Annotated in this window: 14 protein-coding genes and 1 tRNA gene; 6 read left to right on the forward strand and 9 right to left on the reverse strand. The window is 68.9% G+C overall.

What is annotated here, in order from left to right; genetic code table 11:
• Positions 1 to 14 precede the first annotated feature (14 nt).
• The 6 genes from LC452_RS06755 to LC452_RS06780 are packed head-to-tail and all read right to left on the reverse strand — an operon-like array spanning position 15 to position 7,150.
• Positions 15 to 1,754 (reverse strand): protein kinase, encoded by a 1,740-nt coding sequence (locus LC452_RS06755; RefSeq protein ID WP_223623487.1) that lies wholly within the window; start codon positions 1,752 to 1,754, stop codon positions 15 to 17.
• The gene (locus tag LC452_RS06760; protein WP_223623489.1) at positions 1,751 to 3,205 is read right to left on the reverse strand and encodes a penicillin-binding protein 2; all 1,455 of its coding nucleotides are present in this window, start codon (positions 3,203 to 3,205) and stop codon (positions 1,751 to 1,753) included. Before LC452_RS06760 ends, LC452_RS06755 begins: the two co-directional genes overlap by 4 nt.
• Before the next feature lies 1 nt (position 3,206).
• Positions 3,207 to 4,592 carry an FtsW/RodA/SpoVE family cell cycle protein gene (locus LC452_RS06765; RefSeq protein WP_223623491.1) on the reverse strand — a complete coding sequence of 462 codons (1,386 nt, stop codon included), beginning with the start codon at positions 4,590 to 4,592 and terminating at the stop codon, positions 3,207 to 3,209.
• The gene (locus LC452_RS06770) at positions 4,589 to 5,893 is read right to left on the reverse strand and encodes a PP2C family serine/threonine-protein phosphatase (protein ID WP_223623493.1); all 1,305 of its coding nucleotides are present in this window, start codon (positions 5,891 to 5,893) and stop codon (positions 4,589 to 4,591) included. Before LC452_RS06770 ends, LC452_RS06765 begins: the two co-directional genes overlap by 4 nt.
• 7 nt (positions 5,894 to 5,900) lie before the next feature.
• Positions 5,901 to 6,425, reverse strand: a complete 525-nt coding sequence (locus LC452_RS06775; RefSeq protein ID WP_223623495.1) for an FHA domain-containing protein — start codon at positions 6,423 to 6,425, stop codon at positions 5,901 to 5,903.
• Positions 6,422 to 7,150, reverse strand: a complete 729-nt coding sequence (locus LC452_RS06780; protein WP_223623497.1) for a DUF3662 and FHA domain-containing protein — start codon at positions 7,148 to 7,150, stop codon at positions 6,422 to 6,424. Before LC452_RS06780 ends, LC452_RS06775 begins: the two co-directional genes overlap by 4 nt.
• A gap of 144 nt (positions 7,151 to 7,294) precedes the next feature.
• Here LC452_RS06780 and LC452_RS06785 point away from each other — a divergent pair.
• Positions 7,295 to 7,377 (forward strand) — tRNA-Leu (locus tag LC452_RS06785).
• Between the two features lie 229 nt (positions 7,378 to 7,606).
• Here the strand turns inward: LC452_RS06785 and LC452_RS06790 are convergent.
• On the reverse strand, positions 7,607 to 8,269 hold the full coding sequence (locus tag LC452_RS06790) for a stage II sporulation protein M (RefSeq protein WP_223623499.1): 663 nt from the start codon (positions 8,267 to 8,269) through the stop codon (positions 7,607 to 7,609).
• A gap of 111 nt (positions 8,270 to 8,380) precedes the next feature.
• On the opposite strand from LC452_RS06790, the gene LC452_RS06795 reads away from it, so the two are divergent.
• From LC452_RS06795 to LC452_RS06815, 5 genes are read left to right on the forward strand one after another with little or no spacing between them, the layout of a single operon-like run.
• Positions 8,381 to 8,626: a hypothetical protein gene (locus tag LC452_RS06795; RefSeq protein WP_223623501.1), complete on the forward strand. Its 246-nt coding sequence runs from the start codon at positions 8,381 to 8,383 to the stop codon at positions 8,624 to 8,626.
• Between the two features lie 59 nt (positions 8,627 to 8,685).
• A complete protein-coding gene (locus tag LC452_RS06800; protein ID WP_223623503.1) occupies positions 8,686 to 9,777 on the forward strand; it encodes a sensor histidine kinase in 1,092 nt (363 codons plus the stop codon).
• The gene (locus tag LC452_RS06805) at positions 9,774 to 10,391 is read left to right on the forward strand and encodes a DNA-binding response regulator (RefSeq protein ID WP_223623505.1); all 618 of its coding nucleotides are present in this window, start codon (positions 9,774 to 9,776) and stop codon (positions 10,389 to 10,391) included. The genes LC452_RS06800 and LC452_RS06805 overlap by 4 nt, the downstream gene beginning before the upstream one ends.
• A gap of 43 nt (positions 10,392 to 10,434) precedes the next feature.
• Positions 10,435 to 11,166, forward strand: a complete 732-nt coding sequence (locus LC452_RS06810; protein ID WP_223623507.1) for an alpha/beta fold hydrolase — start codon at positions 10,435 to 10,437, stop codon at positions 11,164 to 11,166.
• A gap of 41 nt (positions 11,167 to 11,207) precedes the next feature.
• Positions 11,208 to 11,675: a heme-degrading domain-containing protein gene (locus LC452_RS06815; RefSeq protein ID WP_223623509.1), complete on the forward strand. Its 468-nt coding sequence runs from the start codon at positions 11,208 to 11,210 to the stop codon at positions 11,673 to 11,675.
• 53 nt (positions 11,676 to 11,728) lie between these two features.
• On the opposite strand, the gene LC452_RS06820 is transcribed toward LC452_RS06815, so the two are convergent.
• Entirely contained in the window at positions 11,729 to 12,748 is a 1,020-nt protein-coding gene (locus tag LC452_RS06820; protein WP_223623511.1) for a Gfo/Idh/MocA family protein, read from the reverse strand.
• Complete coding sequence (locus LC452_RS06825) at positions 12,745 to 13,437, reverse strand: N-acetylmannosamine-6-phosphate 2-epimerase (protein ID WP_223623513.1); 693 nt, start codon at positions 13,435 to 13,437, stop codon at positions 12,745 to 12,747. The genes LC452_RS06820 and LC452_RS06825 overlap by 4 nt, the downstream gene beginning before the upstream one ends.
• Between the last annotated feature and the right edge of the window lie 2 nt (positions 13,438 to 13,439).

A 13,439-nucleotide genomic window follows, 5' to 3' on the forward strand; every position in this document is an offset into this window, starting at 1 on the left:
GAGCTGGATCTAGGCTACCCGGCGGTTCCGCCTTCGCCGTCACCCTCGCCGTCGTCGCCACCAGGGGCCGTGATCGTCACCGAGAGCGGGGGTGAGGGGTTGGAGGTGCGCTGGTCGCCACCCGAGCACATGCCCTGGTAGGTCACGATGAGCTGCTGGCCCGCGGCATCCGCCACCTTCACCTGCGCGTTGCGCTGCGTCGGCTGGAAGTTGGGTCCGCCCGACACGAACGTGCCGTTCTGCAGCGACACGACGTAACCCGAGAGCGTGGAACCGCTCGGGCACGTGAAGCCGGTGCCCCAGGCGATCGTCACGGTGCCGCCGGCGACCGGGTCACCCGTGATGGTGGGGGCGTCGGTCGGCGTGGGCAGAGCGGTGCGTGCGGCGTAGACCGTGAGCGCGATCGGCGTCGTGGTGAGCACGTTGCCGGAGGGGGCGACGCTGTACACCTTGCCGACCTCGGCGTCGGTCGGGGCCGGGTCGCCGTCGGCGCAGGTGATGTCACTCGCGAAGCCGGCATTCGTGAGGGTCGAGGTCGCCGTGGCGCAGTCCATGCCGTTGAGTTTCAGCGCCGTCACATCGACGCGCGTCTCTGTCGGCGTGGGCGTGGGCGTGGGTGTCTTGGTCGGCGTGGAGGACGTGCTCGGCGAGGCCGAGGGGTCGTCGTCGCCGCCGCCCTGCTGCGACAGCGCCCAGATGGTGCCGCCGAGCACGATCACGAGCAGCGCGATCAGGGCGATGAGCGGCCACGTCCACGGGCTGCGCTTCTTCTTCTCCTTCTCCTCCGCCGCTTCCTCGGTGGGGAGCTGCGCGGTGGTGGGGAGGATGCGGGTGGCGCCTTCGTCTCCGGCTGCCGACAGCATCCGGGTCGCGTCGTCGTTCCCGGCGATGCCGCCGGTGGCGATCGCGGGCACGGCGATGGCAGCCGAGTTCAGGTCGCCACGGCGCAGGGCCTGAGCCGCACGGGCGACGGTCGCCGAGGACGACGGCCGATCCGACGGCTTCTTGGCGATCATCGCCATGACGAGGTTCTGCACCGGGATCGGCACGGTCGGCGGCAGCGGCGGAGGCTGCTCGTTGATCTGGGCCATCGCGATGGCGACCTGCGACTCGCCCGTGAACGGGCGCTTGCCCGCCAGGCACTCGTACGCGACGATGCCGAGCGAGTACGTGTCGGTCGCGGGGGACGCCGGGTGACCGGAGGCCTGCTCGGGCGACAGGTACTGGACGGTTCCCATGACCTGACCGGTCGCCGTCAGCGGTACCTGGTCGGCGATGCGCGCGATGCCGAAGTCGGTGATCTTGACGCGACCGTCGGGCGTGATCAGCAGGTTGCCCGGCTTGATGTCACGGTGCACGAGTCCGGCCGCGTGGGCCGCCTGCAGAGCGGATGCCGTCTGGGCGACGATGTCGAGCGTCTTGTCGGCGCTCAGCGCGCCGTCGCGCTCGAGCACGGTCGACAGGGCCTCACCGGGCACGAGCTCCATGACGAGATAGGCGCTGCCGTTCTCCTCGCCGTAGTCGAAGACACTGGCGATGCCTTCATGGTTGACGAGCGCCGCGTGCCGCGCCTCTGCGCGGAATCGCTCGAGGAACCCGGGGTCCCCCATGTACTCGTCCTTGAGGATCTTGATCGCGACGGTACGTCCGATGACGTGATCCGTCGCTTCCCACACCTCGCCCATGCCGCCGATCGCGATACGCGACAGCAGCTCGTAGCGACCACCGAACGACACACCCTGCGTCGGCCTCATCTGCCTAGCACCGCCTCAATGACCTTCTTCGCAATCGGAGCGGCGATGGTGTCGCCGCTGCCTGACTGTCCCTGTCCGCCGCCGTCTTCGACGACGACCGCTACTGCGACCGCGGGGTCGTCCGCCGGTGCGAAACCGGTGAACCACAACGTATGCGGCCTGTTTCCGTTCTCTGCCGTCCCGGTCTTACCCGCCACGTCGATCCCGTCTATTCTTGCACCCTGCGCTGCCCCCGTTGAGACGCTCGCGACCATGGCTGCGGTGATCTGATCGGCCGTCTCCGCTTCCATCGCACGGCCGAACTCGCTCTCCTCGAAGGATCGGATGACCGAGAGGTCGTTCCCGATCACCGCGTCGACCATCTGCGGGTTCATGACGACCCCGTCGTTGGCGATGCCGGCGGCCACCATGGCGATCTGCAGCGGTGTCGCGGTGACCTGTCCCTGACCGAATCCGGTGAGGGCCGTCTGCGCGTCGTCGAGTGCTCGCGGGTAGCTCGAGGCCGTCGACTCGAGGGGAGTCGAGAAGCTGCTGTTGAATCCGAACTTCTCCGCCATCTGACGGATCGCGTCGTCGCCGACCTCGACGGCCAGCTCGGCCATCGGAATGTTGCAGCTCAGACGGATCGCTTCGGCGACGGTCACGGTGTCGCCGCCGCCGCAGGTGCCGCCCCAGGCGTTGGAGACCTGATTGGACGAGCCGGGGAGCGTGTACCGGGCCGGGTTCGGGAGAGTCGAGTCCGGCGTCCAGTCGCCGCTCGCGAAGGCGGCCGCGGCGACGACCAGCTTGAACGTCGAGCCCGGGGGGTTCAGATCGCCCGCGATGGCGCGGTTGGAGAGAGGCTTGGTCGGGTCGTCCACGAGCTGGTCGTAGGTCGCGTTCGCGGCATCCGCATCGTGCGAGGCGAGCAGGTTCGTGTCGAAGCCGGGGGTCGAGACCATCGCCAGGATGCGTCCGGTCTTCGGGTCGATCGCGACGACGGCGCCCTTGAGACCCTGGAGGGCCTCGTACGCCGCGGTCTGGGCGGCGGTGTTCAGCGACAGCTCCACGCTGAAACCGCGCTGCGGCTGGCCGGAGAGGATTCGCTCGATCTCGGCGAGGAAGGCGTTGGACCCGGTACCGGACAGGTCGGTGTTCATCGCCTTCTCGATGCCGGTGGCCGAACCGAGTGCCGGGTTGAAGTAGCCGGTCACCGGCTCCCACATCGGGGCATCCGCGTAGACGCGCTGGAACTGGTACTGGTCGTCGCTCGGGATCGAGGTCGCGATCGCCGCGCCGTCGACGATGATCGACCCGCGCTGGATCTGGTAGCTGTCCAGGCGCGTGCGCTTGTTGTGACTGTTCTGGGCGAGGCTGTCGGCCTCGACGACCTGGATCCAGCTGCTCGCGGCGAACAGGGCGATGAACATGAACAGCATCACGATGCTGAGGCGGCGGAGTTCTTTGGTCATGTCAGCCGATCACCACCCTCGGCTGGCGGCGCACGCCGTCGGAGATGCGCAGCAGGAGCGCGACGATGAGCCAGTTGGCGACGAGCGATGAGCCGCCGGCCGCGAGGAACGGCGTCGTCAGGCCGGTGAGCGGGATGATGCGCGTGACGCCGCCGACCATGATGAACACCTGCAGGGCGATCGTGAACGACAACCCGGTCGCGAGGAGCTTGCCGAAGTCGTCCTGGCCGGCGAGGCCGATGCGCATGCCGCGGCTGACGAACACCATGTAGAGGCAGAGGATCGCGAACAGGCCGATCAGGCCGAGTTCTTCGCCGAGGCTCGTGATGATGTAGTCGCTGTGCGCGAGGGGCGTGATCTCGGGGCGGCCCTGACCCCAGCCGGTGCCGATGAGGCCGCCGCGGGCGAGGCCGAACAGGCCCTGCATGGGCTGATAGCCGGCGACGTCGGGGTCGACCTTCGAAGAGTCGAAGAGGAAGAGCCAGTTGGTGAAACGACCCTGCACGTAGCTGAGGATCTGTGTGGCCAGGGCGACGCCTGCCACCACGAGGGTCAGGCCGATGAGCACCCAGCTGGTCTTGCCTGTCGCCACGTAGAGCATCGCGACGAACATGCCGAAGATGAGGGTTCCGGTGCCGAGGTCGCGCTGGAAGATGATGATGCCGAGCGAGATGACCCAGACGACGATCACGGGTCCGAGCTCGCGCATGCGCGGCCAGGTGATCCCGAGCACCCGTTTTCCGACGGAGGTGAGGCTCTCGCGGGTGCGCACGAGGTAGCCGGCGAAGAAGATCGCGAGGCAGATCTTGGCGATCTCGCCGGGCTGGAATGCGAAGGCACCGCCGAGCGAGACCCAGACGGCCGCGTTCGCGTCGTCGATGCGGAGGCCGGGCACGAACGGCAGCAGCAGGAGCAGGATGCCGGCGAGTCCGAAGATGTAGGTGTACCGGAACAGGATCCGGTAGTTGCGCAGCAGGATGACGATGGTGATGGCGCCGGCCAACGAGATGGCGGTCCAGGCGAGTTGCTTGGTGGAGTACGCGTCCCAGCCGGTGTTCGCCTTGGCGATGTCGATGCGGTAGATCATCGCGATGCCGAGGCCCGTGAGCAGCGTCGCGATCGGCACGACGAACGGGTCGGCGTCGGCCGCCACGACCCGCAGCACGAAGTGCAGGGCGAAGGCCAGCACGGCGAGCCCGCCGCCGATCGCGAGCACGACCGGGTCGATGACGCCGAGCGCGCCGAGCTGCACGAGCGTGAGAGACGCGCCGCTGATCGCCAGCGCGAAGAGCAGCAGCCAGAACTCGCGGTTGCGCTGCGTCTGCGGCATCCGGATGCGCTTCAGCGCCTTGATGACGCTGGTGTCGGCGGCGACGTCGGTGCTCATCCCTCACCTCCGGCCGGGGTCTCGGTCGGCGTGGGCATCGGCGTGGGAAGAGGCGTCTGCTCGATGGCGTTCGCGTCGGCGCCCGCGCGCAGGCGGTCGACGATGGCCATCGCGTCGGCGAGGGAGCGCGCGGTGATCGTGCGCTCGACCGACGCCCGCTGGTACGGCGGCAGGTTCGCGAGCAGGATGTCGGTGTCTTCGAGGGGCGTCGACAGCGTGATCGGGCCGATGTTCTGCTGCACGCCCTGGAAGATCACGACGCTGTCGTCATCGGCGCCGATGAAGTAGCGGGTCTGTGTCCAGCTGTAGGCGGCGAACGCGGCGACACCCAGCATGACGAGGACGACGAGCACACCGGCGATCCAGCCGAGGCGGCGCCGCTTGGCGCGGCGGCGATCCTCTTCGATGAGCTCCTCGAGGTACTCGGGGGCTGGTTCGAAGTGACTGGGCTCGTTGGCCGCCTGGCGCACCGGGTGCAGCCAGTTGCCGCGCGTCGCGCGTGCAGGCGGCACGTAGACGCCGGACGGGTTGGCGGCCGAGCCGACGACCGTGGCGGTGCCGGAGTGGATCGGATGCTGTCCACCCACGTCGACCAGCACGATCGTGACGTTGTCGGGTGCTCCGCCGTCCAGGGCGCGCTTGAGCAGGTTGTCGGCGGTGCGGCCGGGGGCGATGCCGAGCTGCATGGCCTTGAGGATCTGCGGCTCGTCGACCACGCCGGACAGGCCGTCGGAGCAGAGCAGCCAGCGGTCGCCGGGCTGCGTGTGCATGACGAACATGTCGAGCTCGGGATCGGAGTCCATGTCGCTGAGCACCCGCATGAGCACGGAGCGGCGCGGGTGGTAACGCGCCTCTTCGGGAGTGATGCGGCCGGAGTCCACCAGCCGCTGCACGAACGTGTGGTCGGCGGTGATCTGGGTCAGCGCGTCGTCGCGGTACAGGTAGATGCGCGAGTCGCCGATGTGGCCGATGACCGCGTATTCGTCGACCATGATGATCGCGCTGACGGTGGTGCCGAGGCCGGCGAGTTCCGGGCGGTCCTTCGCGGCGCGGATGAGGTCGCCCGCCGCCGTCGTGACGGCCGCCTGCAGCGATGCCTGCGCGTCTTCGGTCGAGGCGTAGGCCTGGTCGAGGGGTTCGAGGCGATGGATCGCGATGCTCGAGGCGACGTCGCCGCCGGCGTGGCCGCCCATGCCGTCGGCGACGACGAACAGGTTGGCTCCGGAGTACCCGGAGTCCTGGTTGTTGGAGCGGACCTTCCCGGTGTGGGAGATCGCGACGCTCGAGCCTTCGAAGACCATGCCGGGGTCAGGCTCGCAGCTCGAAGGTCGTGGCGCCCACCTTGATGGGGGTGCCGAGCGAGAGGTTGACGGGGCCGCCGGTGACGCGCTGGCCAGCGACGAAGGTGCCGTTCGTGGAGTCGAGGTCCTGGATCGCCCAGGCGTCGCCGCGCAGCATGAGGCGGGCGTGGTGGCTCGACGTGTAGTCGTCGCGGATCACGAGCGCCGACTCGCTGGAGCGGCCGATCGTCATCGAGTCGGCGCCGAGGGGCAGTTCGAGGCCTGTCTTCGGCCCGGAGGTGATCACGAGGCGCTTCGCCGTCGCGATCGTCGCGGGCCCGGTCGACGGCTTGGCGGATGCCGGACGCGACGCGGCGGCGGGCTTCGCGGGAGCGGCCGGCGCGGCGGCTGCGCCGGCCGTGGCCTCAGCCGGGAGCTTGCGCACCTTCACGCCGAACAGGTCGGCGCGGAGCGAATAGACGACGCCGAACACGAAGAACCACATCACCAGGAGGAACCCGATGCGCAGCAGGAGGAGGATCAGTTCGCTCATCCGAAGCCCCCGAACGCGCGGGTGGAGTCGTCGGTCGGGCGCGCCGGGCGCGCCGGCGGGGCCGACACCGGCACGATGCGGAAGACCAGGTCGGTGCGGCCGATGGTGATCGTGGTGTCGGAGGGGAGAGCGGCTTCGCGGAGCTTCTGCCCGTTGACCTTCGTGCCGTTGGTGGAGCCGAGGTCGCGCATCATGGCGCGCTCGCCGTCCCACAGGATCTCGACGTGCTTGCGGCTGGATCCGGCATCCGCGATCGTGATGTCGGCGTCAGAGCCGCGGCCGATCACGGAGCGGGCGCGGGAGAGAGTGTGACGGCGTCCGTCGACGTCGACGACGGCCTGCCAGCTGACGCGACCCTCGACGGTGCCGGAGTCGACGCGCACGGTTCCGGTGGCGATCTTCTCGTCGGCCTCGAGGGTGATGGAGAGGGGGCCGGAGAAGCTGTAGCCCTGCGACTTCGCGTGCTTGGTCAGCAGGGAGTGCAGTTCGTCGGTGAGAGCGTTGCCGAGGCTCCGCATCCGATCCGCGTCGTCGGTGCTGAGACGCACGACGAAGCTGTTGGGCGCGATGATGCGGTCGCGGCTGACGACCGCCGCTTTCGTATCGGCTTCACGACGGACCGCCGAAGCGATCTCCACGGGCTGGATGCCGCTGCGGAAGGTCTTCGCGAACGCGCTGTTGACTGCGCGCTCGAGACCCTTCTCAAAGCTGTCAAGTAGTCCCACTGGGCTCCTCTGGCATGCCGACCGGTAGGGACATCGTAGCCAGGTGACCTGGGGGAACGCCGCCGAGCGGTGGTTTTGCGTGTGCCGCGCGGCGAAAATCGCGTGATATCCTCGGGAAGTTGAGTTCTTCGGAACGAGACACTCGCGCGAGTGGCGGAATGGTAGACGCGCTGGCTTCAGGTGCCAGTATTCGCAAGGATGTGGGGGTTCGAGTCCCCCCTCGCGCACAGTACGAATGACAGAAGGCCGGGCCCGGAGGGTTCGGCCTTCTGTCATTCATTCGCGTGTGCGAGGTGGGCCCCTCGATAATCAGGGCCCCACCGGCGCGGAGGCTCCGCGCGCCGCCCGATGCTCCTGCGTTCGCTGATCTCGGGAACGTGGCGGCGGGTGGAGTGCGCCGGAGGGACTCGAGTCCCCTCCGCGGATCGGGCCGATAATCAGGGCCCCACCGGAGCGTCACAGCAGCCACTGCGAGAGCGGATGGATGAAGTAGCGCAGCGAGTACGCCTCCCAGAGCGCTCCGACGATGAGCAGTACGAGAGCGGGCAGGGCCAGCAGGCCGAGTTGCTTCAGGCCGCGCACATATCCCTGACGCCGATTCTTCGCGCCGACACGTCGGGGGAAGAGCCAGTTCCTGCCCAGGATGAAGGCGCCGAGCAGCAGGAGCACGTAGGCCTGGAGCTCGATGATGAAGGTCAGCGAGTGGGGGATCAGACCCACCCATCGCTCCGGGGTGGCCGGGGCGAGAGTGATGCCGGTCTCGACGGCCCAGTAGCCGAAGAAGGCGAGTCCGGCGAAGGGCACGACAAGCGAGGGCAGCACGATCGTCAGCAGGCTGAGTCGGAAGAGGTTGACCCCGAGGATCATGAGTGCGAACAGCGGCGGGATCGTGACCAGCCAGCGCACCAGTTCGCCGGTTCCGTCATCTTCGAGGGCGGTGACGCGGGCCGCATTGAGGTCGGGGAAGAGGATCCCGATCACGAATCCGATGATGGCGAGACCGTACGCGGCCGCGTTGATGATGAGGTAGGCGGGCCTGTTCGCGCGGATGACCTGGAAGGGGCGCCGCCAGAGCGGAACGCGCGCGGTGAGGTCGATGGCAGGGTGCGGAGATGACATGCCTCCAGTGCATCCGATCCGGCGATCCCCGGTCAGTGGCGGGGTGTCACGGAAAGCAGTGACACCACGTCACTACCCGGATCGGACGATCGCGACGAACGTAGGAAGATCATGAAAATCTTCGACCTGGCGCTCAATGCGATCATCGTCCTGTCTGCGACGGTCTTCCTCGCCTACATCGGCCTGTACTACTTCGACTTCGGGCTCTTCATCACCCTTCCCGAGAGCATCTCGGGAATCTTCCTCCGCAACGGGGCTTTACAGTATGTGGCGCTCGGTCTCCTCGTCGCAGCGCTGATCGCGAAACCCCTGGTGGGTCGCGCGATCAAACGGACCGAAGCGGAGACGAAGGTCTGACCATCACCGACACGACGCAGGAAGCCGAACCGACCGACACCCGCATGCGCCGAGTGGCGATGATCACTGCTGTCGCAGCGATCGCGCCACTGAGCGTGCTCGGCGTCGCGCTCACCGCCCGGTCGTGGTGGGAGGGCGTCACCATGGCCGTCGGCTACCTGCTCACGCTCGGCGTGCTGCGCGAGTGGAGTCTCGACGGGTATCCTCGCCGGGCGATCTTCGCGCTCATGTTCACGACGGCGGCATGGGTCATCGGCGGCATCACCGCGTCCAGCCCGATCAGCTTCGTCCCGCTTTCGCTCATCGGCGCACTGCTCATCGTCCGGCTGCCTCGCTGGAAGCTCTGGATCGCGGCCTTCGCGACGGGCGTCGCGGCGATCGGCGCGACCGCCTTCGTCTTCCATCCCCTCGCCTGGGACCTTGTCGCGGGATATCTGGTGATCCCGGCCGTCGGCACGCTCTTCATCACCGGGGTCATCCTGGTCAGCGAACAGGCATGGCAGGTCGCGCGGCGGCTCGAGAGAGCGAAGGAGGCCGAAGCCGACCTCGCCGTCGCGCGTGAGCGGGGGCGCTTCGCCAGCGACCTGCACGACATCCAAGGCCACACGCTGCATGTGATCAAGCTCAAGGCCGCACTGGCCGGACGAATCGTGCACACCGACCCCGAGCGCGCCGAGGGCGAGCTGCGCGAGATCCGCCGCCTCGCTGACGCGACCATCACCGAGTCGCGGGAGCTGGCGTACGCGCGCCATGAGATGAGCCTCGCGGCGGAGCTCGAGAATGCGAAACGGCTCGGCGAGGCCGCGGGCATCGCCGTGCACGTGCAGCTCGATCAGGGGACCGGCGGCACCGCGAACCCTCTCCTGGCTCAGGTGCTGCGCGAGGCCATGACCAACCTGCTCCGCCATGCACATCCGACGACGGTCGTGATCACCGCTTCCTCGGATGCCGTGGAAGTGGTCAACGACGGGCTGGCCGCGGATGGCGACTCGCCGCTGCGCGGTCTGGCACGCCTGCGAGAGCGCGTCGAGGGCGAGGGCGGCACGATGCGGATCGAGCGCAGATCCGACAGCTTCGTCGTCGCAGCGCGGATCCCCGCCGATCGCTCGGAGACAGCGCAGCCCGACAGCGTGAGGAGGGTCGAGAGATGACGATCGGCGATCCGATCACAATCGTCCTGGCGGACGATGAGCAGCTGCTGCGCGCAGCGCTCGCGGCACTGCTCCCGCTCGACGGGAACATCGACGTCGTGGCGCAGGCCGAGAATGGTCGCGAGGCCGTGGCCGTGACGCTGGAGCACCGGCCGGACGTGCTGGTCATCGACCTGGAGATGCCCGAGATGGACGGCCTCGAAGCGGTCGCGGCGATCATGTCGGAGCGCCCGGCGCAACGTGTGCTGATGCTGACGCGGCACGCCCGCGCGGGCGTACTGCGACGCGCGCTCCGGCTCGGGGTGCGGGGTTTCATGAGCAAAGGCGCCGACCCCGAAGACATCGCCGAGGTCATCGGCCGACTGCACTCCGGGGGGCGCTGGATCGCCCATGACGTGCTCGAGGCGTCGGTGCTCGACGACTCCCCGCTGACCGAGCGCGAGGCCGATGCACTGCGGGAGACCCGAGAGGGCTACGCCGTCAAGGAGATCGCCCGGCGCCTGCACCTCGCGCCGGGAACGGTGCGCAACTACCTCTCCAGTGCCATGCAGAAGACCGGCACCGAGACCCGGCACGACGCCGCACGGGCTGCGCGCGATCACGGCTGGTTGTGATGCTGCACCACGACGGAAGGCTCGGACCGTGGAGAATGGCGACATGCGCCTCCACTCCACCACCTCCGGCTCGGGTGAGCTCCACGTCGGGCTGATCCACGGGCTCGGCGGTGCGGGCTCGACATGGCAGCCGCTCATCGACCGGATGCTGGCGACGGGCCGCTATACGGTGACCACTCTCGACCTCCGCGGTCACGGCGAGAGCGACCGCGCACCCTCGTACACGCTCGGCGAACTCGCGGATGATGTCGTCGAGGCGCTCCCGACCGGACTCCACAGCGTCGTCGGCCACTCGCTCGGGGGAGCGGTGCTGGTCCGCGCCGTCGGACGCCTGCAGCCAGATCGGGCGATCTACCTCGACCCGGGCTTCGAGCTCTCGCTCCCGACGTCGGGCTTCGCAGGTCGAGCCTTCTGGGCCGTCGCGCCGCTCTCGCTCGGCGTCATGGGCCTGCTGCAGGCACGACGCAGCGCGCCCCAGCGTGCGGCCCTGGACCCGAGCATCCGCGAACTCATGAAGCACGCCCAGCAGCAGTTCGACGCGAAGATGGCCGTCGGCATCTTCCGCGAGGTGGCGTTCCACCCGATCGCGATCACCCCGCCCGACGTGCCGTCGACCATCGTCCTCTCCGATGAGTCGCCCGCCGTGCTGTCCGACGCGACGGCCGCGGCGCTCGAGCGCGAGGGATGGGACATCCGCCGTATCGACGGCATCCATCACGACATGCAGATCGAAGACCCCGACCGGACGTTCGCCGCAGTCGCGGACGTCTTGTAGACCTGCTGCATCCGAAGAACACGACGACAGGACACAGACCGATGAGCAACGACGCATGGCTGGACCGGCTCGAAGCCGAGCACCGCGACCTGGAACTGACGCGCTTCGATCGCGCTGACGCCTGGCGTCTCGGCAGCTCCATCGCGGAACGGGCGCTCGCCGAAGCCTTCCCGGTCGCGATCGACGTGCGCACGGCATCCGGCATCCTGTTCCACGCCTCCCTGCCGGGCGCGACGGCCGACAACGACGACTGGGCGCGGCGGAAGGCCGCGACCGTGTTCCGCTTCGAGACGAGCACCGCCCTGCTCGAGGCCCGTGTCGCCGCCGGTGGGCGCGACATGTTCGAGCCGGGATGGCTGGATCCTGCGGAGTACGCCGTCGCCGGGGGAGCGGTGCCGGTGCGCGTGGCGGGCGTCGGCGTCGTGGCCGTGGCGACCGTCTCCGGTCTCGCGTCCGAAGACGATCACGATCTCGTCGTGCAGGCGATCCGAGATCTGCGCGGGAGCTGAGACGAGGAAGGCCGGACGCGAGGGGCCCGGCCTTCCTCCGTTCGAAGAGAGCGTCAGCGCTGCACTTCGGCCCAGGTGCGCGTGCGGAGCGACTCGTCGATCGCGTCGAGCACCCGCGCGGCCGACACGGCCTCGTCGATGCCGATGCGGCTCGGCTGGTCGAACTCGATCATCTGCAGGAACCAGTCGAACTGCTGAGGCACGACGCCCTCGAGCCGGCCGTCGAGCTCTGGGTCGAGCATCGTGTTCGGCAGGCGGAACTCGTCGAGCGTGTCGAGCGAGATGCCCTCGGCTGTGACATCGACCTTGACGTTGCCCTCGGTGCCGTAGAGCTCGAACTGCGACGCGAGACCGCTCGGGGTGGATCCGGGGAGGACCCAGGAGATCTCGATCGTGCCGACCGATCCGTTCTCCAGCTCGGCGAGGATCAGCGCCACGTCGACGCCCTCCTTGCCGGCGGCGGGGAGCACTTTGGCGGCCGTGGTGGCGGAGACGCGCACGATCGGGCTGCCCGAGATCCACTGCACCAGGTCGATGTCGTGGATGCCCTGATACATGTAGATCGGCGAGGCGCCGTTGTTCGCGAAGCCGACGCTCCGAGGCACGATCCTCGACGCGCGGAAGTGCACCGGGTCGCCGACCTGCCCGGCGGCGACGATCTTCGCCGCCGAGCGGAAGCGCGGATCGTGCCGCAGCACGTGCCCGACGAGCACCTTCGAACCGGTCGCGCTCGCCGCGGCATCCGCAATGGTCCGTGCACCCTCGAGCGTGTCGGCGAGCGGCTTCTCGACGAGCACGTGCAGGCCCGCTTCCAGTGCCTCGACGGTCACGCCGACATGCAGCCGGTCGGGAACCGCGATGATCACGCCGTCGAGGTCGACGGCGTCGCGAGCCGCAGCGAGTGTCGGATACCAGGGTGCGCCGAACTGCGCGGCGACGCGGCGACCGCTCTCCTCGAACGGGTCGACGACGGCGGCGAGCTCGGCCCGCGGGTTCTCGGCGACGATGCGACAGTGCACCTGTCCCATTCGACCTGCGCCGACGACGGCGATGCGCGTGGACGTGCCACTCATGCTGATGCTCCCTTCGTGAGCGTCGGTACTGCTGCGAGATAGCGCCTGGTCAGCGCCATCGGCTCGGTGATGGATGTTCCCACGACGACCGCGAACGCGCCCGCCTCGAACGCCGCGCGCAGCTCATCGGGCGACTTGATGCGCCCCTCCGCGATCACCGGCGTCGGCAGCGCGGCGAGCCGGCCCACCAGCGCGATGTCGGGATCGCCGCTGCGGTTCTGCGGCGCGCTCGTGTAGCCCGACAGCGTCGTGCCCACGAGCTCGGCGCCGAGCTCCCCGGCGTGCCGGCCGGCGTCGAAGCCGTCGATGTCGGCCATGACGGGAACACCGAGGTCGCGCACGGCCGGGAGCAGCGCGTCGACGTCGGGGGTGCCCGACCGCGTCCGCAGAGTGGCGTCGAGGGCGACGATGTCGGCACCGGCGTCGACGAGCGCCTTGGCGAGGTCGGCGGTGGGCGTGATCCACTGCTGCCCGTCGGTGACGACCTTCTCCAGCCCGATGATCGGCACGTCCACTCGTCTGCGCACGGCCGCCACGTGCTCGGCGCTGTTGATGCGCACGGCCGCGGCGCCCGCGAGCACGGCGGCTTCGGCGATGGCCGCGATGATGCCGGGATCACGCAGCGGCGATCCGTCCGGCGCCTGACAGGACACGATCAGGCGTCCCCGAAGCGTCTCGAGGTCGAGCATTC

The organism is Microbacterium sp. EST19A (assembly GCF_019969685.1).
GTDB lineage: Bacteria > Actinomycetota > Actinomycetes > Actinomycetales > Microbacteriaceae > Microbacterium.

What these genes read in the sequence shown, in the direction of transcription:
- LC452_RS06755 (WP_223623487.1), bottom strand. Translation starts at nt 1,754, where the DNA reads ATGAGGCCGACGCAGGGTGTGTCGTTCGGTGGTCGCTACGAGCTGCTG.
- LC452_RS06760 (WP_223623489.1), bottom strand. Translation starts at nt 3,205, where the DNA reads ATGACCAAAGAACTCCGCCGCCTCAGCATCGTGATGCTGTTCATGTTC.
- LC452_RS06765 (WP_223623491.1), bottom strand. Translation starts at nt 4,592, where the DNA reads ATGAGCACCGACGTCGCCGCCGACACCAGCGTCATCAAGGCGCTGAAG.
- LC452_RS06770 (WP_223623493.1), bottom strand. Translation starts at nt 5,893, where the DNA reads ATGGTCTTCGAAGGCTCGAGCGTCGCGATCTCCCACACCGGGAAGGTC.
- LC452_RS06775 (WP_223623495.1), bottom strand. Translation starts at nt 6,425, where the DNA reads ATGAGCGAACTGATCCTCCTCCTGCTGCGCATCGGGTTCCTCCTGGTG.
- LC452_RS06790 (WP_223623499.1), bottom strand. Translation starts at nt 8,269, where the DNA reads ATGTCATCTCCGCACCCTGCCATCGACCTCACCGCGCGCGTTCCGCTC.
- LC452_RS06795 (WP_223623501.1), top strand. Translation starts at nt 8,381, where the DNA reads ATGAAAATCTTCGACCTGGCGCTCAATGCGATCATCGTCCTGTCTGCG.
- LC452_RS06800 (WP_223623503.1), top strand. Translation starts at nt 8,686, where the DNA reads ATGATCACTGCTGTCGCAGCGATCGCGCCACTGAGCGTGCTCGGCGTC.
- LC452_RS06805 (WP_223623505.1), top strand. Translation starts at nt 9,774, where the DNA reads ATGACGATCGGCGATCCGATCACAATCGTCCTGGCGGACGATGAGCAG.
- LC452_RS06810 (WP_223623507.1), top strand. Translation starts at nt 10,435, where the DNA reads ATGCGCCTCCACTCCACCACCTCCGGCTCGGGTGAGCTCCACGTCGGG.
- LC452_RS06815 (WP_223623509.1), top strand. Translation starts at nt 11,208, where the DNA reads ATGAGCAACGACGCATGGCTGGACCGGCTCGAAGCCGAGCACCGCGAC.
- LC452_RS06820 (WP_223623511.1), bottom strand. Translation starts at nt 12,748, where the DNA reads ATGAGTGGCACGTCCACGCGCATCGCCGTCGTCGGCGCAGGTCGAATG.
- LC452_RS06825 (WP_223623513.1), bottom strand. Translation starts at nt 13,437, where the DNA reads ATGCTCGACCTCGAGACGCTTCGGGGACGCCTGATCGTGTCCTGTCAG.